The following is a 21,835-nucleotide window of genomic DNA, read 5'->3' as shown; positions in this document are numbered from 1 at the left end:
GCTTAGTGCGAGATGTTTCGACGAAGTAGTAGATAGGTTGCAAGGATGATTGCTTGACTCAGAATTGGTGCAAGCCAGATCAGCGAATGGTCGAGGCGGATGATTGTGGCAAGGACGCCGAGGTGCGTAGCGCTCCCGACTCCTGCGGCAATAGCCAGACGCCGACTGCGCCCGGCCGCCACGAACTCTGCCTGGTATCCCTGAGAGACTGCGGAAAGACTGGCTCCAATGCACACGCCGATGATGAGGGACTGAGCCTCGTAGTATTGCGGGCCGAGGACCCGGGTAAGAATCCAGGCCAGGGCCGGCGATGAAGCTGCAATAAGCAGACCGAAACCGATGGATAGGCGACGCACGACGGCGAGCTGGCGTACCCGGTCGTGCTCAACCCGCGTGTGGGCGATGGCAGGTGCGAATACGGCCACCATCGAGGACACCAGGATCCCCAGAGGGCCGCCGACCCGAGAGGCAACGCCGTAGATCGCAGCGGAAGGCGCGCCGCCGATGAGGCGCACTATCGTCACGTCGAGTTGTTGCAGGCCCACCAGTGCCGACGACAGCCAGTACCCCCTGCTCTGGCGGATGTAGCCCATCGTGATAGGTGTGCGCGTGAGGTACAGATCGCGGTCAATGACGATGTACCCGGTGATCAGCAACGCTGACGCCAGGCCGACGCCCGTGGAGGGGCTCTGTGAGAGAGCGAGCGATCCGAGGGCTGCGCAGAACGGGAGCGCGCGTTGCGTGACGATCACGGCGGCCGACGAGGAGAACCGCATGCGGCCTGCGCGATAGTTCTGAGCCATGTCCGCCGCCGCGTCGCTTGCCGCCAGTGCGACCGCCGCCAAGGCCGCATTCGACGAGACGGTGGACGACAGGACTGTGGCCAGTGCGCCCCCGGTCAGGAGAGTTGCGAGAAGTCGGATCCGCATCATGGAGCTTGCCGCTTGGACCGGTTCCGCAAGTGCGCCGATACGCAGGATGACGGTCGAGAATCCGAAACCTGCGAGCACGAAGACGGCGGTCGACAGCGTGAAGCCCAGCAGGTAGGCAGAGGTCTCCGCCTTCGTGGTCTCGCGCGCGATGAGCACGAGGAGACCAGCCTGGAGGAGAGCGCCAAAGACCCGGGCACCTACACGGCTGGCAAGTCGGCTGACGACGGACCGCCACCCGGGGTTCGATGCCGAGTCGGGCACGGTCGTCACGGCCGGACGCCGCCGGGTGCGTCATCGAGTGCCAACATGGCTCTCGCGAAGTCCGCTGATCCGGCGAGAAGCGCCGGCGTCGGTCGCATACGCTCTGCCGCCTGGATGCCTTCGGCCAGGGACAGTTCGTCCAGGCGGGACCAGGTGCCGCAACGCAGCCGGCGGACGTCGCCCCTGAGTGACCGCGCACCCGCCGCCGCGACCGGGGTCCCGATGGCAGCGCACATCCCCAGGATCCCGCTTGGCCCCTCGCTCGAGTGCGCGACGACGACCACGGCCGTCCGCTCGATCAGCCATGCGAGCTCCGAGTCCTCGAGCGACCGGTCGACGATGTGGACGGTCGTCCCGGAGTCCGAGAGCTGGGCCAGGGACTCCTGGCAGCGTTCGAGCTCACCCGGCTCGAACTTGCCGCCGACGACAAGTGCCGTCACCGAAGGCGTGAGACACAGTGCGCGCGCGATCAGGTCGAGGTTCTTGCGGCGGGTGATGTGCCCAACAACGCCGACCACTTTCCCGCCCTCGGGGAGCACTTCCAGCTCTGGGGGCATCGACATCGGCTGCAGCTCGGAGTCGATCGGATCGGGAACCGCCGGGAACATGCCCATCCGATACCGAGATGTCCTGGTCCTGGGGCAGGCAGGCGCCAGGACCCGCGTCCGGATGCCCAGTGCTTGGCAGAGCAGGATGAGGGCGCCTTTGGCCGCGCGGCGTGCAGGGCCGCCGGCCGATACGGACGGTGCTCGCATGACGAGGACCGTAAGTCGGCGTCGGGCGCGCCGGGGGACCAGCGACATGTAGCGGGGCAGGTGTGAGAGCAGTTTGTCCCCTTCGAGCACCAGAACGTGGTCGTGCTCGTCGGAGATCGCTGCGTCGCGGACTGCTCGTGCACGTGCGGACCAGTGGTCGGGCTGGAGAGGATCACCGAGTGGTCCCAGGTCGATCTGCTCGTAGGGCGCATCCGACCCGACCCCTCGCACGAGTTCCTCCGACGCGAGAGCCTCGCTCGACGTAGCGAGGGTCCCTGGCGCACCGGTGGCGGCTAGATAGTGGAGGAGGTGACCGCAGTAGTGCATCCGGTGGCCCCGGAAGTTCGGCTCGTATATCAGGACGCGTGACGGTGTCGTGCTCATCCGACGGCCTGTCGATCATGTGACTGGCGGGGACTGAGCGTTGACCGGCAGCCGGCGAGCAGACCGCGCGCACCAGCTATCGCCAGGTGGGGTGACCGGGGCAGCCGCAGCACTGTGAGGCCGGTGCGTGCGACCAGCGCGATCGGCAGCCGCCACGGGAGCCAACGTCTGAAGAAGATGATGGCGCTTCGGTTGGCATGGAGCGCCGTGGTGGCCGAGCGTGAGCTCCCTCTGCGTGAGCCGGTACTTCCGCCGCCATCGTGGCGGATGGCCGCGGAGGTCAGGACCGGGACAACTGTCGATCGACCGTTCAGCCGCATACTCACGTCGGGCTCTTCGAAGTAGAGGAAGTAGTCGGAGGCGAAGCCGCCGATCTTGGTGAAGCGGTCGATGTGGACGACTACCGAGTTCCCGTTCGCGAAGGACACGGTGCGGGGTCCAGGACGCGGCCGGACACGCCCCGTCCAGAGGCTGAGGTGCGACACGCCGTCACGCACCGAGTCGCCGGCCTGGACTCGCGTGGCCCAGAGCACCGCGTCGCGGGCGGAATCCACATCGCGCCAGAACTGCGGGAAGTCCAGCTCCATGACCTCGGCATCGGGGTTCAGGAGCCACGCGTATCGGTGGCCGTCCCGCTGGGCGCACCGGATGCCCTCGTTGCAGCCCGCGCCGAACCCGAGGTTTCTACCCGGCTCGACCACGACGGTGGACACATTGCGCGCCACCGGCAGGCTCGACAGCCAAGCATCGAGGTCCTCGGACGGCGAGTTGTTGACGACGTACATGCGGAACGTGCCTCTTGTCGCGGCGAGGGACCGGTGCAGGTTGCTCACCAGGCCCGCACTGTTGTAGTTCACGACTACGACCGCCAGCGTGCGCTCAGGTGTCATGAAGTCAGCTCCTCTAGCAGGTCGCGTGCCTCGCGGCCGCGACGGGTCCAGGAGTTGGCTGTCGCCAGCGCGTGTCGTCGCTGGACATCCTCGCTGCGAAGCTCCGTGTCGACGATCTGTGACACGACGGTCGAGGCGAAGTCGTGGGGGTCGGAAAGCAACACATCGGGAGGGGTGGTTGTGCTCATGCTCGGCAGGCGGGTCGACACGACGCTCATGCCGGAAGCCAGGTACTCGAAGACTTTCAGAGGGAACACCCCGGCCGTGTAGTCATTGATCTGGTACGGGATGAGACCGACCTGGCACGTGCTGAACAGATCGGCCAGGCTCCCCGTGGCGAGGTTCCCGACGTAGTCGACGTGCCGGTGGGCGAGAAGCTGGTCGATGTCGCGGCGGGCGTTCGTTCCATCGATCGACAGCGGGCCGGCGAGCACGACGTCAACTCCTGCGTCGGCAACGGCACGGATAAGTGAAAAGTCGACCTTGCTGGGCGTGAGATTCCCCGCGAAGACCGCTCGAGGGGTGCGTTCGGTGCCGTCGCGGAGGAACACGGTGACGTCGGCGACGTTCTGCCAGAGTTGCGTGTCGACTCGACCCAGCCGCACCAGGTGATCGCGAACGCCGATGCTGCTCGCGATGACCACGTCGGCCCGGTCCAGCATCCGTCGCTCGGCATCGAGGATCGCTGAGCGCGGCATGAGCGGTTGCTCGTGGATGAGGTCCACCGAGTGGTAGACGACATGGTCGAAGCCCTCGTCCAGCCCGTAGGTGAGGGGCGAGAACGTCCAGAGCACCTGAGCTTGGTGGGGAATCCCGATCCTGGCGACGAGTCGCCTGTTCAACTGCCTGGCCAGAGCGTTGTCATGGTACGGAACGATGATGGGCTTGACGACGCTGATGCCGTCGGGAGTCGTCGACTCCGTGTTGCTGTCTCGCCGCCTGAACCGGTTGATGATTCGCCGGACGTCCGAAACATGGGCCTGGGGCCTGCGGAGCCCGAACGACTCGATGTAGGTGACTGGCATGTGCGGCGCGAGCTCGGCGGCCAGGTACTGCTTGTTGGTCCACACTGCGCTGTGGAAGTCCGCCGTGGACAGGATCACCACTGGTGCTGCGGTCACTCGCTACGCCAATCTGGAGGCGACGAAGGTCCGGATCTCGTCGACGAACCGTTCCGACGAGAAGCGTTCGGCGCTCTGTGCAACGGCTTCACGGTCCAGGGACACTACACGCTCGAACTGACTTCTCACGTCGGATGCACTTGAGAAGTCGACGAACGCGCCGGAGACGCCATCGATGACCGTCTCAAGGCTTCCCCCTACGGCGCGGGCCATGACAGGCGTTCCCAGCGCCATCGCTTCTACCGGCATGATGCCGAAGTCCTCGACGGGCGGAAACACCAGTGCCAGCGCGCGCGTGTACAGCGCGAGCAGAAGGTTGTCTGAAGGGTTGCGGACGACGTGCGTCGGCACCGTCGCCGCCGAGGCGCGCGCCTGCAGGCGCTCGCGGTCCGGTCCGTCGCCGGCGATGACGACGGGAGTGGAGAGCATCTCACCGACGCCGATCACAGTGTCGAGCTGCTTGTAGGGCACCATTCGCGACGCACCCAAGATGAAGTCCTGAGGGAGTTGTGCCAGCACCTCTCGGTCGACCGCGGAGAGCTGCTCATCAAGGTCGAACGACTGCAGCTCCCGTATGCGCACGGGCGGGTAGACGACGTCGGCCTCTAGCCCCCAAGACCTGCCGATCCTCTCGCGAACGTACGACGAGTTCGCGATGTGCGCCGTCGTCTCACGTGCGCGACGGGCGTCGAGGCGCTTGAGGTAGTTCACGACTGCGTCGGGGACGCGCGCGGCACGTTCGTCGTGCTCGCTCGCCCAGAGGTACCGGGCCGGGCTGTGGACGTAGACGAACTTGGGGATCGACACGCTCGGGTGCGACACGTGGTGCGCGAAGGCGTGAGAGCTCACGAGCGCCCAGTCGGCCTGCTTCATCGCGGCGACTCGACGCCACGTGAGAGCCATAGCGGGGAGTGCCAGGCCCTTGTGCTCGCGCAAAGGTGTCCTGGCGAGCCAGGACTCTGTTGCCGGCCCCACGGTCGCCCCGCCGGTGTCGTCCCAGAGGCAGTAGCGGGCGGCCGCAGGAAAAGCCCGTGCCATGGCCGCGAACACCGCCTCCGAGCCCCCACGCCGTGCGATCCATTCGTGGACAAGCAGACCGTTCTTCACCGGTGAGTCAACCTCTGTCACTGGATTTAGCGCGCCTCTCCCTGGCGGAGGATCGCGGTGAGGGTTCTGGCAAGGATGACGATGTCACCAAAGAGCGTCCAGTTCTCGACGTATGCCACGTCGAGTCTCATCGACGTTCGAGCGTCGAGGTTGGACCTGCCTGATACCTGCCACAGGCCGGTGAGGCCAGGCTTGACGAGAAGTCGCCGGTGCGCGGCACGGTCGTAGGTTGCCACCTCGGCTTCGATCTGCGGGCGCGGTCCGACGAGGCTCATCTCTCCACGCAGCACGTTGATGAGCTGGGGAAGCTCGTCGAGTGAGTAGCGCCGCAGCACGCGTCCGACCTTGGTGATGCGTGGGTCGTTCTTCGGCTTGTAGAAAACGCCGACCTGATCGACGCCTTCCGCAGCAAGAACCTCTGCCAGGCGCGCGTGCGCCCCCATCTGCATCGATCGGAACTTCAACATCCGGAAAGTCCTGCCGTCTTTCCCGATGCGCTCCTGCACATAGAAAACCGGCCCGCGGCTGGTGGTCTTGACGAGGACGGCGAGTGCGAGGAGGACGGGGGAGATCAACACAGCAATCAGTGCTGCCCCGATCCAGTCGAAAAGGAACTTGACGATGTATTTCGAGCCGCGGAACTGAGGTGCATCCACGTACATCAGGGGCAACCCGTTGACGGGCTGCATGAGGACGCGGGGCCCCGCCACGTCGGTGAGTGCGAGCGTCAGGGCGAGATCGACGCCGGTGCCCTCAAGGTCCCAACCGAGCTGGCGGACGGCCTCGCCTGTCATGGCGTCGGAACCGGCGACAGCGACCGCTGCGACTCCGTACTGCTTCGCAAGAGAAGCCGCTTGCTTGTGGTTCCCCACGACCGGTACGCCGTTGACGTCCTTGACCGAAGGTTCCGCACCTTCAGGTACGCACACGCCCACGACCTTGTACCCCGCGCGTGGGTTCCGGTGGAAGTCCTCGATCAGCGAGGCTGCCTTGTGCCACGGGCCGATGACGAGCACGGGGTACCGGTCCAGCCCGGCGTCGCGTCGGCGGTGCAGGAGCCGACGCCAGCCGGCGCGCGTGGCGAGCAGCAGGAGAAGGCCCAGCGGGGCTGCGATGCCCAGGTAGCCGCGGCCGATGTCCATGCGGAACAGGAACCCGATCACGGCGACCGCCGCGAACAGGTGCCACGTCACCTCGAACACGCGTGAGAACTCACCCGGCCCGGAGCCGAGCAGCCGACGGTCGCGCGTCCGCCCGACCGTCAGAACGGCGAACCAGGCGAGGAAGAGGGTCACGGAGACCGCCAGGTAGCTCGGGGAGAACTCACCTGACACCTTGACGTGGCCGTCCAGCGGGAACCTCACCGCATACGCGAGAGCCACGGCGAGCCCGATCGACAGGGCGTCGGTGACCGCCACGCGGTAGGCGTGGGCGGTGGACCAGGTGGGCGAAGCGACGTGGGCTGCCGCGGACACCGACTGCTCACGTTGGTGCGTGTGTGCGCGTGCGTGAGTCGTCGGCGTCATGCGATGGATCCCCCGGGTTTCGCAGCCAGCATGACCTGCGTCTCGGACGCGGGCCGTCAAGACTTGACAATGCCGCGTCCACGTCACCCTGTCGAATGTGGACATTCAACCTATGTAGTGCATCGTCGCAGGTCACGCGGGTGCAAGCGATTGCGGAGCGGCCGCAAATTTAACCTATCGGACACATGTTCAGCATTCTCGGCGGTCAGGACGTCCGGCCCCTGTCGCTCGCTGCCTCACCTGGCGAACAACGCTGCCTCGGAGCCCCTCGCCTCTGCCACACTGCGCCTCATGTCGACAACTCCTTCCCCCCAGGAGACGCGCGACGACGCACCCGCGGCCCCCCGCAGCGCCGTCGACCGGTTCTTCAAGATCACGGAGCGTGGCTCCACCGTCGGGTCCGAGATCCGCGGTGGTCTCGTCACCTTCTTCACGATGAGCTACATCATCGTGCTCAACCCGCTCATCATCGGGACCCTGCCGGACAGCACGGGGGAGTTCCTCGGCGGCGGTGACGCCCCGAACCTCGCGATGATCGCCGCGGCGACCGCGCTGGTCGCGGGCGTCCTGTCGATCCTCATGGGTGTGGTGGCGAACTTCCCCATGGCGCTGGCCGCGGGCCTCGGCCTCAACGCCGTCGTCGCGTACACGGTCGCGCAGCTGCCCGGCATGACGTGGGCGGACGCGATGGGCATCGTGGTGCTCGAGGGTCTGGTCATCCTCGTCCTGGTGCTCACGGGCTTCCGCGGTGCGGTGTTCCGTGCCGTCCCGCGTGAGCTCAAGGTCGCGATCGGCGTCGGCATCGGCCTGTTCATCGCGCTCATCGGGTTCGTCAACGCGGGCTTCGTGCGTCAGGGGCAGGGCACGCCGCTCGAGCTGGGGTCCGGCGGCTCGCTCGCCGGCTGGCCCGTCGCGGTCTTCGTCATCGGCCTCATCGCCGCGATCGTCCTCATGGTGCGCAAGGTGCGCGGCGGCCTGCTGATCGCCGTCATCGGCACCACGGTGCTCGCGCTGATCGTCGAGGCGATCGCGAAGGTCGGCGGCGCGGGCGAGGAGAACCCGGGAGGCTGGCACCAGAACGTGCCCAGCGTTCCCGACTCCCTGGTCGACCTGCCGGACCTGTCGCTCATCGGCCAGTTCTCGCTGTTCGGCGCGGTCGGCAAGATCGGCGTCCTCGCGGTCGTCGTCCTGGTGTTCTCGATCCTGCTCGCGGACTTCTTCGACACGATGGGCACGATGGTCGCCGTCGGCCAGGAGGCCAAGCTGCTGGACGAGGAGGGCAACCCCCCGCGCAGCCAGCAGATCCTCGTCGTCGACTCGCTCGGTGCCGTCGCCGGTGGCATGGGCTCCGTCTCGTCGAACACCGCCTACGTGGAGTCCACGTCCGGTGTCGCCGACGGCGCCCGCACGGGCCTCGCGTCCGTCGTCACCGGCATCGCGTTCCTGCTCGCGACGTTCCTGTCGCCGCTGGTCGCGATGGTCCCGTCCGAGGCGGCCGCGCCCGTCCTCGTCGTCGTCGGGTTCCTCATGGTGTCGCAGGTCGCCGACCTGGACTGGAAGTCGCCCGAGGTCGCCATCCCGGCGTTCCTCACGCTGGCGCTCATGCCGTTCACGTACTCGATCAGCGTCGGCATCGGCGCGGGCTTCATCGCGTTCGTCGTCGTGAAGATCGCGCTCGGCAAGATCCGCGCGATCCACCCGCTCATGTGGGTCGCCGCGCTCGCGTTCGTCGTGTACTTCGCGCTCGGGCCGATCCGGGACCTGCTCGGCGTCTGACACCCCACGTCACGGGGCCGCGGTGCAGACGCACCGCGGCCCCGTGTCTGTCCCACCGGCGGCCCGGTGGGCACGAGCACGCGAAGGCGCGCGTCCCTCTGCGCCTAGCATGGACGCGCCCACGCGAGACGTGGGCGTCAGACCAGTGGTCCGCCCCGCGTCGTGCGGCGTCAGGGGGGCGACACGACGGACGGGGGAGAACGTGGCGCGAAAGGCGCTCATCACAGGCATCACCGGGCAGGACGGGTCGTACCTCGCCGAGCTGCTGCTGGCGAAGGGCTACGAGGTGCACGGCCTGATCCGACGGGCCTCGACGTTCAACACCTCACGCATCGACCACCTCTACGTCGACGCGCACGATCCTTCCGCTCGCCTGTTCCTGCACTACGGCGACCTGAGCGACGGCTCGCGGCTCGTCACCCTCATCTCGGACATCCGCCCCGACGAGGTCTACAACCTGGCTGCGCAGTCGCACGTGCGGGTGTCGTTCGACGAGCCCGAGCACACGGCGGACACCACAGGGACCGGGACCGTCCGGCTGCTGGAGGCGGTCCGCCTCTCAGGCATCACCACCCGCTTCTACCAGGCGTCGACCTCGGAGCTGTACGGCGCGACCCCCCCGCCGCAGAACGAGGACACCCCGTTCTACCCGCGCTCGCCCTACGGTGCGGCCAAGCTCTACAGCTACTGGATCACCAAGAACTACCGCGAGGCCTACGGGATGTTCGCGGTCAACGGGATCCTCTTCAACCACGAGTCACCGCGCCGGGGCGAGACCTTCGTGACGCGCAAGATCACGCGCGCTGTCGCGGCGATCAAGGCGGGGCAGCAGGAGCACATCTACATGGGCAACCTCGACGCGGTGCGCGACTGGGGCTACGCCGCCGAGTACGTCGAGGGCATGTGGCGCATGCTCCAGGTCGACGAGCCCGAGGACTTCGTGCTGGCGACCGGCATCCCGTACACGGTGCGGGACTTCCTCGAGATCTCGTTCTCGCACGCCGGCCTCAACTGGGAGGACCACGTCAAGTTCGACGAGCGGTACCTGCGTCCCACCGAGGTCGACGCGCTCATCGGCGACCCGAGCAAGGCCGCGGAGAAGCTGGGCTGGAAGACCACCGTGGAGCCGTCCGACCTCGCGCGCCTCATGGTCGATGCGGACATCGCGGCTCTCAACCAGCCCGGGGGGCGGTGGATCGACACGGTCGACCTGCCGTCGTGGAGGACCGCATGAGCGCGCCCACGTCGGAGCAGACCTTCGTACCCGGCGCCCTCGACCGGTCCGCGCCGTTCTACGTCGCCGGGCACCGCGGCCTCGTCGGGTCGGCCGTGTGGCGCACGCTCGAGAAGGAAGGCTTCAGCCACCTCATCGGGCGCACCTCGGCCGAGCTCGACCTCAAGGACCGCGCTGCGGTCTTCGACTTCTTCCGCGAGCAGCGCCCGCGGTACGTCGTGCTGGCGGCGGCGAAGGTCGGCGGGATCGTCGCGAACAACACCTACCCCGTGGACTTCCTGTCCGAGAACCTGCAGATCCAGCTGAACGTGCTGGACGCCGCACTCGAGGCCCGCACCGAGCGGGTGCTGTTCCTCGGCTCGTCGTGCATCTACCCGCGCCTCGCGCCGCAGCCGATCGTCGAGGACAGCCTGCTCACGGGGCACCTCGAGCCGACCAACGACGCGTACGCGATCGCGAAGATCGCGGGCATCATGCAGATCCAGGCGGTCCGGCGGCAGTACGGGCTGCCCTGGATCTCGGCGATGCCCACGAACCTCTACGGCCCGGGCGACAACTTCTCGCCCACCGGGTCGCACGTGCTGCCCGCGCTGATCCGCCGGTACGACGAGGCACGGACTGCCGGAGCGCCGAGCGTGACGAACTGGGGGACCGGCACCCCGCGGCGCGAGCTGCTCCACGTCGACGACATGGCCGCCGCGTGCCTGCACCTGCTCGAGCACTACGACGGCCCGTCGCAGGTGAACGTCGGCACCGGCACGGACGTGACGATCCGCGAGCTCGCCGAGACGGTCGCGCGCGTCGTCGGCTACGAGGGCGAGACGCAGTGGGACACGTCGAAGCCCGACGGCACCCCGCAGAAGCTCCTCGACGTCAGCCGCCTGGCCGACGCCGGGTGGCGCGCGTCCATCTCGCTCGAGGACGGGCTGCGCTCGACGGTCGAGTGGTACCGCGAGAACGTCGGGGCGCTGCGGACGTAGAGCACCGTCTCCTCACCCGGTCGTGCGCGCGCGCCGGGTGCGCACGCGTGCCACCACCATGAGCACCAGCACCCCCACCGCCGCCCCCAGCGTGTTCATCACGACGTCCTGCAGCGTCGGGTAGCGCGTCGGCAGCCACCGCTGCACCGTCTCGATGAGGCCCGACGTCGCCGCACCCAGCAGCACCACGACCCACCAGGGCCGGCGCAGCAGCAGACCTACGAGCACACCGAACGGCACGAACATCACGACGTTCGCGGCCGCCTCGATCCCCTCGAACGTCACCGGCAGGCCCGTCGCCTCGAGCCACGCGATGAAGTCGCGCGCCAGGCCCAGCGTCGCGTCGTCCTGCGGTGCCGGGCGCAGCGTCACCAGCCCCACGGCCACGAGGTAGACCGCCAGCGCCACCCGCAGCCACGTGCGCGCGCGTCCTGTGACCGGGGTCACCCTGGGAGGCGTCGCGCCACCGGTACGCTTCGCGAAACGTCGTCCTGCTGCGGGGGAGTTCACGTGCGTATCTCGGTCATCGGTTGCGGGTACCTCGGGGCGGTGCATGCAGCCAGCATGGCGTCCCTCGGCCACGACGTGGTGGGGATCGACGTCGACGCGGGCAAGGTCGCCCGCCTCGCGGCGAGCACGGCCCCCTTCTACGAGCCCGGTCTGCCCGAGCTGCTCGCCGAGGTCTCCGGCACGGGCCGCCTGACGTTCACCACCGACATGGCGCAGGCCGCCGGTGCGCAGGTGCACTTCCTGTGCGTCGGGACGCCGCAGAAGCACGGCGAGTTCCGCGCCGACCTCAGCTACGTCGAGTCGGCCTTCGAGGCGCTGCGTCCGCACCTCGCCCCGGGCGACGTCGTGGCCGGCAAGTCCACCGTCCCCGTCGGGACGGCCGAGGACCTGGCCGCACGCCTCACCGGCTCCGGCGCCGTGCTCGTCTGGAACCCGGAGTTCCTGCGCGAGGGCTTCGCGGTCCAGGACACCCTGCACCCCGACCGGCTCGTCTACGGCCTGCCGACCGACGACGAGGGCGTCCCGACGCCCGAGGGCGACGCGGCCCGCGCCCTGCTCGACGAGGTCTACGCGACGCCGCTGGGGGAGGGCACGCCGCTCGTCGTCACCGACTACGCGACCTCGCAGCTCGTCAAGGTCGCCGCCAACTCGTTCCTCGCCACCAAGATCTCCTTCATCAACGCCATGGCCGAGCTGTGCGAGGCCACGGGCGCCGACGTCACGAGCCTGGCCGACGCCATCGGCTACGACGCGCGCATCGGCCGCCGGTTCCTCAACGCCGGCCTCGGCTTCGGCGGCGGCTGCCTGCCCAAGGACATCCGCGCGTTCATGGCGCGCGCGGGGGAGCTGGGCGTCGACCAGGCGCTGTCGTTCCTGCGGGAGGTCGACGCGATCAACATGCGCCGCCGCGTCCGCATGGTCGACCTCGCGCGCGAGGTCAGCGCCGGTTCGATCGTCGGCAAGCGCGTCGCCGTGCTCGGTGCGGCGTTCAAGCCCAACAGCGACGACATCCGGGACTCGCCGGCGCTGTCCGTGGCCGCGCAGATGCAGCTCCAGGGTGCGCACGTCACGGTGACCGACCCCCAGGCCGTCGAGAACGCGCGGGTCAAGTGGCCCGACCTCAAGTACGCGGCCAGCGCGCTCGAGGCCGCGCAGGACGCCGACGTCGTCGTGCTCGCCACGGAGTGGGACGAGTACCGCGACCTCGTCCCCGACGAGCTCGGGGAGGTCGTCGCGCACCGCGCGATCGTCGACGGTCGCAACGTCCTGGACCCCAAGGCGTGGCGCGCGGCCGGCTGGACGTACCGGGCGCTCGGGCGCCCCTGACCTGCGCGGCGGCTACGGGCCGACGAGCAGCAGCGAGCACAGCGCCTGCTCGCCGTCCCACGTGCACGCGGCGGCGGCCTGCGTGAACGTGGGGTCCTCCAGGTTGGCCCGGTGCCCGGCGGACCCCATCCAGGCCTCGACGACGTCCGCGGCGGGTGCCGCGGCGCGCGAGAGGTTCTCGCCCGCGGTCGACAGCGGCGCGCAGGCCGCGAGCACCGGGTCGAGGGCCGCGTGCTCGAGGTCGGCGCCGACGAGCGCCTGCGCGCGCTCGGCCGCGGACGGCTGCGCGCAGTCCGCGGTTTCCCAGGCCGGCAGCCCGGCGGCGACGTGCGCGGCGTTCGACTCGGCGAGCAGGTCGGCCGCGTAGCTCTCGAGGTCCACCTCGCCGGCCGCCCACGTGGTCGTCGTCGTCGCGTCCGTCGCGTCCGTCGGGCCGCCCGTCCGCGTGCCGAGCACGACGGCCGCGATCGCGAGCGCCGCGCCGGCCACGAGCAGGACGACCGCGGCGACGTCGCTGCGGCGCCGACGCCGGGCGGACGCGTCCGGTGCCGGCGCGTCCAGCTCGTGCGCGGTCACCACGACGTCCGTGCCCAGTGCGTCGCGACGTCGTACCGGTCCCACCGCGCCGCCATCGGGCCCTGGCCCTGGATCGCGTTGACGAGGACCGCGGTCTGCCGCAGCGTGAGGCCCACCAGGCGCGCCCGCTCGAGCATCTGGCCGTCCGGTGCGGCGGTGCGTGGGCGCAGCACCGGACCCGGGGTGCGGAGCTGCCGGGCCGTGGCGCTCGACGTCGACAGGACCGTGACCTCGTTGTGGGCGGCGTGCTCGATCGTGGTCAGGAGGACGGCGCTGTCCTCGGCGGCGATCCGCGCACCGGCCTCGAGGTGAGGATCGAGCAGGATGGCGTCGATCGGCAGCTCGTCGAACGCGGCGAGCGGCTCGCGGCCCGAGCCGTAGCGGGTGAGCACGATCCGGTGCCCGCGGGTGCGCAGGACGCGCAGCGCCTGCTGCACCTCGTCGAGCGCGGCGAGCCACGCCGCGACGCCGATCCACACGCCGGGAGGGCTCCGCTCGGCGAGGATCTCCGCGAGCACCTCCCGCGCTGGCCCGGTGCCGGACAGCACGGCGGACGCGTCCCACAGGAGGGGGGAGTCGTCGGTACGGGCGGCGAGGATCTGCGGGAGCGCCTCGTGGGCCGCGACGGCCGCGTCCACGCAGCGCGGCGAGCGCGTGAGGGCCATGAGGGCCTCGGCCCGCTCCGCCTCGGCGTCGTCGAGGCTCTCGGCCTGCAGGCGCACCTGGGTGCCGAACCGTCGGCCGGTCGTGGCGTCCCACAGCGGGCGCATCCGGGCGGTGCCGGACGCCCAGTGGTCCTGGTCGGGCAGGACGCCGCCGGGCAGCACGAGCCGCTCGATCGCCCGGGCGACGACGTCGGACGAGTGGCGCGAGGGCCCCTGGGCGGCGGACACGCACGGCACGGCGCCGGCGTCGCGCGCCACCTGCACCCGCAGCTCGGGCAGGCGGCTGCGGATGACCTGCGCCTCCTCGGCCGTGGTCATGGCGAGGTAGGCGACGGCGGCCTCGCCGATCGCGACGACCGTGCCCGGCGGGTCGGCCCACCGCTCGAGGTCGCGGCAGAGCACGCGCTCGGCGACGTCGAGGCCGCGTGCGCGCCCGGGGAGACCGTGCGTCGTGGCGGTGTCGTACGCCATCGTGACGACCGTGAGGACGGCGTCCTCCGCGCGCATGCGCGGGCAGTCGGCGTGCAGGGAGACGGCGGTCGCACGGCTCGTCACGGGATCGATGGTCGATGCCATGAGGCCCTCGACCACGAGGGCGTCGTTGGCGATGCCCCAGCTCGGTCCGTGCATGTGCGCTCTCCCCCCCGGGGCCATGACTCTGGCGTATGACGCTGTCACGTGCAAGGCGCGACGGGTGATATCACCTCCGTGGCCCGGATCACAGGTCATGACTCTGGGTAATGACGTAAGGTAAGGACTTGTGTCCACCCTAGCCCAGCCCCCCGCCGACGCCCCGGTCATCGGGGGCGCCGTCTCACCGGATCTCGCCCTCGCGGCCGAGCTGCGCGTGACGCTGGGCCGGGCCACACGTCGCATCAAGGCCGAGCGCGGCGAGGCGGGCCTGTCGGACCCCCAGTTCAACGTGCTGGCGATCCTGCTGCGCGAGGGACCGACCAGCCCCGGCCGTCTCGCCGAGCACGAGCGCATCGCCGCCCCGGCGATGACCCGCACGGTCGGCTGCCTCGCCGACCGCGGCCTCGTGAGCAAGACCGAGCACCCCACCGACGGTCGTCAGGTCGTCGTCACCCTCACCGAGGAGGGCCACGCGGAGGTCGTCGAGACCCGTCGCCGTCGCGACGCCTGGCTGTCCGCCCGCCTCGCAGGCCTCGACGCCGCCGACCGCGCCGTCCTCGTCCAGGCTGCCGAGATCCTCCGGAGGATCACCTCGTCGTGAGTGCCACCTTCTCGTCCCTCTCCTTCCGCAACTACCGCCTGTGGTTCGCCGGCGCGCTCGTCGCCAACGTCGGCACGTGGATGCAGCGCGTCGCGCAGGACTGGCTGGTCCTCACCGAGCTCTCGGACGAGTCCGGCGTCGCCGTCGGCATCACCACGGCCCTGCAGTTCGCGCCCACCCTGTTCCTCTCCGCGTGGGCCGGGCTGCTCGCCGACCGCTTCGACCGCCGCAAGCTGCTCATCGCCACGCAGGTGGGGCAGGGCGTGCTCGCGGCCGGCCTCGGCCTGCTGGTCCTGTCGGGCCACGCCCAGCTCTGGCACGTGTACGGGTTCGCCGGCCTGCTCGGCATGGTCACGGCCATCGACGGGCCGGTCCGCCAGACCTTCGTCGCCGAGCTGGTCCCGTCCGGGCGCCTGTCCAACGCCGTCGGGCTCAACAGCGCCTCGTTCAACGCCGCACGGCTCATCGGCCCCGGCCTGGCCGGTCTGCTCATCGCCGCCGTCGGCAGCGGCTGGGTGTTCCTCATCAACGCCGCGACGTTCGCCGCGACCATCGTGTCGCTCCTCGTCATGCGCCGCAGCGAGCTCTACCCGATGCCGCACGCGTCGCGCGCCAAGGGCCAGATCCGCGAGGGCATCGCCTACGTGCGCAACCGCTCCGACATCATCGTCATCATGGTCGTCGTCGGCGTCGTGTCGACGTTCGGCCTGAACTTCCAGCTCACGAGCGCGCTCATGGCCCGCACCGAGTTCGGCCGCGGCGCGCAGGAGTACGGCATCCTCGGCTCGATCCTGGCGATCGGGTCGCTGACGGGCGCCCTGCTCGCGGCCCGCCGGGAGCAGCCGCGCGTGCGCCTCGTCATCGGCTCGGCCTTCGCGTTCGGCATCACGACCGGCGTCATGGCGCTCATGCCGACCTACACGTCGTTCGCCGTCGCCTGCATCCCCGTCGGCTTCGCGTCGCTGACGATGATGACCGCCGCCAACACCAGCATCCAGATGACCACCGACCCCAAGATGCGCGGGCGGGTCATGTCCCTCTACATGATGGTGTTCCTCGGTGCGACGCCCGTGGGCTCGCCCATCGTCGGGTGGATCGGTGAGACGTTCGGTGCCCGCTGGTCCATCGGGGTCGGGTCGATCAGCGCGCTGCTCGTCTCGGTCGGCGCGGCCTGGTGGGCCCGCCGGCACTGGGACGTGCGCGTGCGCTACAGCGTCACGTCGCGCCCCCACGTCGAGGTCACGTACCCCGAGGACCGCACGCCCGCGCCCGACGCCGACGGCCTGCTCGAGCCCACGGCGGCGGGGGAGCGGCGCGCGGCCGACGCCCCGGCGCGCGTCCGGGCCCAGGACGCGGCCGACGCCCAGCACGCCGCCTGACCGCGCTCGCCCACGGCGCGCGAGCCCCGGGGAACGGGTCAGGCGCGCGGCTGCGAGGGTGAAAGCCCGGGACGGCGCGATGTCCGGTACGTCCGGTGTGCCACGATCGTCCCCGTGACGGGGGCGACGGGGGCGACGATCGAGCTGGACGACGGGGACGACGCGGACGACGGGTCGCGGGTCGCGCCCGATGGCGCCGAGCCCGGCCCCGTCGACCCCGGCGCGGCCGCGACGGGCCGTCGCCACCTGGTGAGCCGGGTCGCCGTGGTCGTGCTGGTCCTCGTCCTGCTCGCGGCCGGCTGGGTGGCCTTCCGCGCCTGGCAGGCGGCGTCCGCGCTGCAGGACGCCCGCGCGCTGCTGGGGGACGTCGAGCTCGACGCGTCCTCCGTCGGCACCGTCACCGACGCGCTCCCCGAGCTGCGGGCCGCCACCGGGCGTGCCGCCGCGGCGTCGTCCGACCCCGTGTGGCGCGCGGCCGAGGCGCTGCCGTGGGCCGGTGACCAGCTCGAGGCCGTGCGCGTCGTCTCGACGTCGCTCGACGACGTCGTCACCGACGCGCTGCCCGCCGTCACCGACCTGCGCGCCCTCGTCGACGGCGGCCTGCGCCTGCCCGACGGCCGGTTCGACGTCGACGCGCTGCGCGACGTCGCGGCGCGCGTCTCGACCGCCGCCACCACCGCGTCGGCGGCGCACGCCGCCGTCGCCGCGCTCGACCCCGACGCGCTCGTCGGGCCCCTGGCCGGCCCCGTGCGCCAGGTGCAGGACGCGCTCGCACGCATCGACGGCAGCCTCGGGCCCGCCGGGGACGTCGCCGGCGTCCTGCCCGGCATGCTCGGCGCCGACGGCCCGCGCACCTACCTCGTCCTCGCGCTCAACACCGCCGAGCTGCGCGCTGCCGGGGGCATCGTCGGCACGGTGGTCGCCGTGCGCGCCGACGACGGCGCGGTGACCATCGTCGACCGCCGCTCCACCCTCGACCTGTGGGCGCTGCCCGACCCCGTCCTGCCGCTGACGTCCGAGGAGCTCGACACCTGGGGCGTGCGCCTGGGCAGGTGGATCCAGAACTCCGTGCTCACGCCCGACTTCCCGCGCACGGCCGAGCTGGTCGCGGCGCGGTGGGCGCACTCCGTCGGCGGCACGGTCGACGGCGTGGTCGCGACCGACCCGGTCGCGGTGGCCGGGCTCGTCGGGGCGACGGGCGGGGGCCCCGACCCGGGCGGCGGCGTCCTCGACGCCGACGGCCTCGTCGACGCGCTGCTGCGCGACTCCTACCAGCGGTACACCGACCCGGCGGTCGCGGACGCGTACTTCGGCGAGGTCGCCGAGAGCCTCGTCGCCGCCGTCGGCGCCGGTGCGGGGGACCCGCAGGAGCTGCTGCTCGCCGGGCGGCGCGCGGTCGACGAGCGGCGCGTGCGCATCTGGTCGGCGCACCCCGAGGAGCAGGAGCGGCTGGGCGCGACCGTCGCCGGCGGCGCCTTCACCTCGTCCGACCTCTTCGCCGGTCAGCCGGGGCTGTTCCTCGACGACGCGACGCAGGGCAAGCTCGGCGCGTACCTCTCGACGTCCGTCACCTTCCGGGACGCGACCTGCACCGGGCCCGCGCCGAGCGTCGACGTCGTGCTGGGTCTCGACTTCCGCCCGCCCGCCGGCGTCGAGGCCTGGGGCGTGTTCGTCACCGGCGTCCCGGGCCCCGACGTGCCGCTCGGCACGCTGCTCACCACCGTCTCGGTGTGGTCCGCCCGGGGGGCGCCGCCGCTGGTCACGACGCGGGACGGCGAGCCGGTCACCGGCCTGGTGACCACCGTCGCCGGACGTACCGTTCAGCAGGTCGCCTCACGCCTCGCACCCGGGCAGACGCAGGAGGTCGTGGTCACCGTGCCGCTCGACGACGGTGCCGTGACGCTGTGGAGCACCCCCACGCTGACGTCCCCCGGCGCCGTCACCTTCACGTGCGGCTGAGCGTGCACCCTCCCGGGTGAAAGAGTCCGATCTGTCCGGATTCACCCGAATGTCGGTAGGATTCGACGGCTCCCGAGGTCAAGATGAAGAGGACGAAATGTCCGATTCTACGTGGGAGCCAGCATGCGCGCGTTCATCAAGGTCTGCGCCGTCGCAGGTCTCGTCCTGGCGGCCACGGGGCTCGGCCCGGTCGCGACCGCGGCGACCTCCCAGCCCTCCGCGCCCGCGGCTGACGGCTGCACGCGGAACACCGACGAGTACGGCGGCGAGCTGCCCTGCGAGGTCGACGTCACCGTCCTGACGCCCGTGTGCGACAACGACGTCCCGAAGCTGCGCTACGCGGTCACCCCGGTCGGCACGGACAAGACCACCGTCACCATCGCGTTCGCCAACCCCGGCGGTGCCGACGTCGTGTACGCCGACCAGCCGCTGTCCGGCACCGTGCTGTGGCCGGGCGCCGTGGTCGACTCCACCGGCGCGGGCGTCGACTGGCCCGGCTGGCGTCTCGAGGGCGGCACGTGGGTCGTCGGCGACGAGTTCGACTGGGTCCGCCCGTCCGTCGAGGTGTCCTTCCAGGTCAACCCGTCGGCGTCGGCCGTGGTCGCCTACCCGCCGTCGAGCCCCGTGTGCCTCACGGCGCCGCCGCGCTCCGACGTGCTCGCCGCAGACGACGACGCACCCGCCGTGCCGGCGGCCGTCGCGGGCGAGCGCGCCGAGGTCCTCTCGGCGACCGGCTCGTCCGCCGGTCCCCTCGCGCTCATCGCGGGCGGGCTGGTGCTCGCCGGTGCGGGTGGGGTCCTGGCCGCACGGCGTCGCCGCTCCTGACGCTCAGCCGAGGCGCTGCACGACGTGGTCGACGCACGCCGTCAGCGCCAGGACGTCCTCGGGGTCGACCGCCGGGTACATGCCCACGCGCAGCTGGTTGCGGCCCAGCTTGCGGTACGGCTCGATGTCCACGACCCCGTGGCGCCGCAGCACGGCCGTCACGGTGCTCGCCTCGATCTCGGGCGCGAGGTCGATCGTGCCGACGACGGGGGAGCGCAGCGCCGGGTCGGCGACGAACGGCGTCGCCCAGTCACGGCTCTCCGCCCAGGAGTAGAGGTGGCCCGACGACGTCGCGGTGCGCTGCGCCGCCCACGTCAGGCCGCCCTGCTCGAGCATCCAGTCGACCTGCTCGGCGAGCAGCACGAGCGTCGCGAGCGCCGGGGTGTTGAGGGTCTGGTCGGCGCGGGAGTTCGTCACGGCCGCCGTGAACGACAGGGACTCGGGGACCCAGCGGCCCGCGCCCTCGATGCGCGCGGCCCGCTCGATCGCCGCCGGGGACGCCAGCGCCAGCCACAGCCCGCCGTCGGACGCGAACGACTTCTGCGGCGCGAAGTAGTAGACGTCGGTCTCGCCGACGTCGACCGTGGTCCCGCCCGCGGCCGACGTGCCGTCGACGAGCACCAGGGCGCCCGCCTCGCGCGATCCCGGGACCCGGCGGACGGGCGCGATCACGCCCGTCGACGTCTCGTTGTGCGGCCACGCGTAGACGTCGACGCCCTCGGTGGGCGGCGGCACCGCCACCTGCCCGGCCGGCGCCGTCGTGACGTGCGGGACGGCGAGGAACGGCGCGCGCGTCGTCGCCGCCGCGAACTTCGCCCCGAACTCCCCGAACCGCGCGTGCGCCGCACGGTCCTGCACGAGGCACAGCGTCGCGACGTCCCAGAAGAGCGTCGACCCGCCGTTGCCGAGCACGACCTCGTAGCCGTCGGGCGCACCGAGCAGCGTCGCCAGGCCCTCCTTCACGCGCGCGACGAGCCGGCGGACCGGCGCCTGGCGGTGTGACGTCCCCAGCAGCGTCGTGCCCACGGCCGTCAGGGCCTCGAGCTGCGCCGGGCGCACCTTGGACGGGCCGGACCCGAAGCGCCCGTCGCGGGGCAGCAGGTCGGCAGGGATCGTCAGGCGGGAGATGGCGTCGGCGTCGGGCACGAGGCGAGGATAACGACGCGGGCCCGCCGCCCGGGCGCCCATCCGCCCAGCCGTGGCCGACTACCCTGGGCGCAGCACGCGGCGCGGGTGTCCCCGGCCGTTCGACGCGACGTGGGAGGCCGAGCGGTGAGCGACCTGATCGACACGACCGAGATGTATCTCAAGACGATCTACGAGCTCACCGAGGAAGGCATCACGCCGCTGCGGGCCCGGATCGCGGAGCGTCTGGGCCACTCCGGCCCGACCGTCTCGCAGACGGTCGCGCGCATGGAGCGCGACGGCCTCGTCGTCGTCACGGGCGACCGTCACCTCGAGCTGACGGGGGACGGGCTCGGCAAGGCCGTGCGCGTGATGCGCAAGCACCGGCTCGCCGAGCGCCTGCTCACCGACGTCATCGGCCTGGACTGGCCGCACGTCCACGAGGAGGCGTGCCGCTGGGAGCACGTCATGAGCGAGCGGGTCGAGAAGCGCCTGGCCGCGCTGCTCGACCACCCGCACTTCGACCCGTACGGCAACCCGATCCCCGGGCTGGACGAGATCGGGGAGGAGCGCACGCCCGTGACGTTCCTCGACGGCGTCGTCCCGCTCACGGCGCCCGGTGCCGCGGCGGACGGCACGGCCGTCATCGCCCGCATCGCCGAGCCGCTGCAGGTCGACGTCGAGCTGCTCACGCGGCTCGCGGACGCGGGTGTGACGCCCGGTGCGCACGTGACCGTGGAGCGGGCCGTGGGCGTCGTGACGGTGGGTGTCGCGGGTGCCGGCACGGTGCTGGACCTGCCCTACGACGTGGCGCGGCACATCTTCATCGGGGCGTGAAACCCGCCACCACGCGGCCTGTCCGCTTTGTCGCGCCTGCATGCTCTGGTGCGCCTTCGCACCTGCGTGTCGTCGGCGTGTCGCGCGGCGCGTCGGACGGTCGTCCATGATCCGACCGAGATCTTCGTGACCATCGCGTGACAATCGCGCAGAGGGTCATGTACGTTCGTCCTGCTTCTCGGAACCCTCCTCCAGGAAGCCCTCGAGCGGAACGCCGAACCCTGCCGCCGCTCGCAGGTCCGTACGACTCGCCGGCAGGGGCGGGGGAACCACATTGTGGGCACCGGAAGATCGGTGTCCTTGGGGTGAAGCCGGGAACACGGCGCGACAGCAGTGCACGCAGGTGCGCAGCAGGTCGCGACGGACGACCGGCCGGGTGTTCTCCCACCCGAACCCGACAGCTCACCTCGTAGGCGACAGGAGAGGCAACTCG

19 protein-coding genes and 1 riboswitch are annotated in these 21,835 nt (G+C 71.0%); of the genes, 9 read left to right on the top strand and 10 right to left on the bottom strand.

All coding sequences use genetic code 11. From position 1 onward, the window contains the following. Positions 1-2 precede the first annotated feature (2 nt). The 6 genes from H9657_RS02850 to H9657_RS02825 form a co-directional block, all read right to left on the bottom strand. Entirely contained in the window at positions 3-1,088 is a 1,086-nt protein-coding gene (locus H9657_RS02850; protein WP_225214526.1) for a lipopolysaccharide biosynthesis protein, read from the bottom strand. 110 nt (positions 1,089-1,198) lie between these two features. Continuing rightward, entirely contained in the window at positions 1,199-1,801 is a 603-nt protein-coding gene (locus H9657_RS02845) for a hypothetical protein (protein WP_225214525.1), read from the bottom strand. Between the two features lie 527 nt (positions 1,802-2,328). Continuing rightward, positions 2,329-3,222 (bottom strand): glycosyltransferase, encoded by an 894-nt coding sequence (locus tag H9657_RS02840; protein ID WP_191780150.1) that lies wholly within the window; start codon positions 3,220-3,222, stop codon positions 2,329-2,331. Beyond that, entirely contained in the window at positions 3,219-4,325 is a 1,107-nt protein-coding gene (locus H9657_RS02835) for a glycosyltransferase (protein WP_191780148.1), read from the bottom strand. Before H9657_RS02835 ends, H9657_RS02840 begins: the two co-directional genes overlap by 4 nt. A gap of 21 nt (positions 4,326-4,346) precedes the next feature. Next, complete coding sequence (locus H9657_RS02830) at positions 4,347-5,216, bottom strand: glycosyltransferase (protein ID WP_225214524.1); 870 nt, start codon at positions 5,214-5,216, stop codon at positions 4,347-4,349. A 260-nt stretch (positions 5,217-5,476) separates the two neighbouring features. Beyond that, positions 5,477-6,868, bottom strand: a complete 1,392-nt coding sequence (locus H9657_RS02825; protein WP_318241244.1) for a sugar transferase — start codon at positions 6,866-6,868, stop codon at positions 5,477-5,479. A gap of 399 nt (positions 6,869-7,267) precedes the next feature. On the opposite strand from H9657_RS02825, the gene H9657_RS02820 reads away from it, so the two are divergent. From H9657_RS02820 to H9657_RS02810, 3 genes are all read left to right on the top strand, one after another. Next, entirely contained in the window at positions 7,268-8,752 is a 1,485-nt protein-coding gene (locus H9657_RS02820; RefSeq protein ID WP_191780144.1) for an NCS2 family permease, read from the top strand. Positions 8,753-8,954: 202 nt separating this feature from the next. Then, the gene (gene gmd / locus H9657_RS02815; RefSeq protein WP_191780142.1) at positions 8,955-9,986 is read left to right on the top strand and encodes a GDP-mannose 4,6-dehydratase; all 1,032 of its coding nucleotides are present in this window, start codon (positions 8,955-8,957) and stop codon (positions 9,984-9,986) included. Further along, positions 9,983-10,966 (top strand): GDP-L-fucose synthase family protein, encoded by a 984-nt coding sequence (locus tag H9657_RS02810; RefSeq protein ID WP_191780140.1) that lies wholly within the window; start codon positions 9,983-9,985, stop codon positions 10,964-10,966. The genes gmd and H9657_RS02810 overlap by 4 nt, the downstream gene beginning before the upstream one ends. Before the next feature lie 12 nt (positions 10,967-10,978). Here the strand turns inward: H9657_RS02810 and H9657_RS02805 are convergent, their stop codons facing one another. Next, on the bottom strand, positions 10,979-11,413 hold the full coding sequence (locus H9657_RS02805; protein ID WP_318241243.1) for a VanZ family protein: 435 nt from the start codon (positions 11,411-11,413) through the stop codon (positions 10,979-10,981). A gap of 63 nt (positions 11,414-11,476) precedes the next feature. Between H9657_RS02805 and H9657_RS02800 the strand changes: the two genes are divergently transcribed. Beyond that, a complete protein-coding gene (locus H9657_RS02800; protein ID WP_191780136.1) occupies positions 11,477-12,802 on the top strand; it encodes a UDP-glucose dehydrogenase family protein in 1,326 nt (441 codons plus the stop codon). 12 nt (positions 12,803-12,814) lie between these two features. Here the strand turns inward: H9657_RS02800 and H9657_RS02795 are convergent, their stop codons facing one another. Together H9657_RS02795 and H9657_RS02790 are read right to left on the bottom strand one after the other, a co-directional pair. Next, positions 12,815-13,378: a CAP domain-containing protein gene (locus H9657_RS02795; protein ID WP_191780135.1), complete on the bottom strand. Its 564-nt coding sequence runs from the start codon at positions 13,376-13,378 to the stop codon at positions 12,815-12,817. Further along, positions 13,375-14,673 carry an EAL domain-containing protein gene (locus H9657_RS02790; protein ID WP_191780133.1) on the bottom strand — a complete coding sequence of 433 codons (1,299 nt, stop codon included), beginning with the start codon at positions 14,671-14,673 and terminating at the stop codon, positions 13,375-13,377. The genes H9657_RS02795 and H9657_RS02790 overlap by 4 nt, the downstream gene beginning before the upstream one ends. 130 nt (positions 14,674-14,803) lie before the next feature. On the opposite strand from H9657_RS02790, the gene H9657_RS02785 reads away from it, so the two are divergent. The 4 genes from H9657_RS02785 (at position 14,804) to H9657_RS02770 (ending at position 19,440) form a co-directional block, all read left to right on the top strand. After that, positions 14,804-15,277: a MarR family winged helix-turn-helix transcriptional regulator gene (locus H9657_RS02785; RefSeq protein ID WP_318241242.1), complete on the top strand. Its 474-nt coding sequence runs from the start codon at positions 14,804-14,806 to the stop codon at positions 15,275-15,277. Further along, on the top strand, positions 15,274-16,656 hold the full coding sequence (locus H9657_RS02780) for an MFS transporter (RefSeq protein WP_191780131.1): 1,383 nt from the start codon (positions 15,274-15,276) through the stop codon (positions 16,654-16,656). Before H9657_RS02785 ends, H9657_RS02780 begins: the two co-directional genes overlap by 4 nt. Positions 16,657-16,770: 114 nt before the next feature. Beyond that, positions 16,771-18,615, top strand: coding sequence for a DUF4012 domain-containing protein (locus tag H9657_RS19510; RefSeq protein WP_191780129.1), 1,845 nt, complete (start codon positions 16,771-16,773; stop codon positions 18,613-18,615). Between the two features lie 123 nt (positions 18,616-18,738). After that, the gene (locus tag H9657_RS02770; RefSeq protein ID WP_191780126.1) at positions 18,739-19,440 is read left to right on the top strand and encodes an LPXTG cell wall anchor domain-containing protein; all 702 of its coding nucleotides are present in this window, start codon (positions 18,739-18,741) and stop codon (positions 19,438-19,440) included. A 3-nt stretch (positions 19,441-19,443) separates the two neighbouring features. On the opposite strand, the gene serC is transcribed toward H9657_RS02770, so the two are convergent. Further along, the gene (gene serC, locus H9657_RS02765; RefSeq protein ID WP_404813130.1) at positions 19,444-20,586 is read right to left on the bottom strand and encodes a phosphoserine transaminase; all 1,143 of its coding nucleotides are present in this window, start codon (positions 20,584-20,586) and stop codon (positions 19,444-19,446) included. Positions 20,587-20,712: 126 nt separating this feature from the next. Between serC and H9657_RS02760 the strand changes: the two genes are divergently transcribed. Then, entirely contained in the window at positions 20,713-21,402 is a 690-nt protein-coding gene (locus H9657_RS02760) for a metal-dependent transcriptional regulator (protein WP_191780122.1), read from the top strand. A gap of 202 nt (positions 21,403-21,604) precedes the next feature. Further along, a riboswitch (cyclic di-AMP (ydaO/yuaA leader) is annotated at positions 21,605-21,832 on the top strand. Positions 21,833-21,835: the final 3 nt, after the last annotated feature.

Origin of the sequence: Cellulomonas avistercoris, assembly GCF_014836445.1 — a bacterium.
GTDB classification, from domain to species: domain Bacteria; phylum Actinomycetota; class Actinomycetes; order Actinomycetales; family Cellulomonadaceae; genus Cellulomonas; species Cellulomonas avistercoris.
This window is presented reverse-complemented; position numbering and strand designations above follow the sequence as displayed.

Bases quoted from the DNA above. Each gene is read 5' to 3' on its own strand.
- H9657_RS02840 (WP_191780150.1), bottom strand. From the start codon at position 3,222: ATGACACCTGAGCGCACGCTGGCGGTCGTAGTCGTGAACTACAACAGT.
- H9657_RS02810 (WP_191780140.1), top strand. From the start codon at position 9,983: ATGAGCGCGCCCACGTCGGAGCAGACCTTCGTACCCGGCGCCCTCGAC.
- H9657_RS02820 (WP_191780144.1), top strand. From the start codon at position 7,268: ATGTCGACAACTCCTTCCCCCCAGGAGACGCGCGACGACGCACCCGCG.
- H9657_RS02770 (WP_191780126.1), top strand. From the start codon at position 18,739: ATGCGCGCGTTCATCAAGGTCTGCGCCGTCGCAGGTCTCGTCCTGGCG.
- H9657_RS02830 (WP_225214524.1), bottom strand. From the start codon at position 5,216: ATGAAGCAGGCCGACTGGGCGCTCGTGAGCTCTCACGCCTTCGCGCAC.
- H9657_RS02845 (WP_225214525.1), bottom strand. From the start codon at position 1,801: ATGTTCCCGGCGGTTCCCGATCCGATCGACTCCGAGCTGCAGCCGATG.
- H9657_RS02790 (WP_191780133.1), bottom strand. From the start codon at position 14,673: ATGCACGGACCGAGCTGGGGCATCGCCAACGACGCCCTCGTGGTCGAG.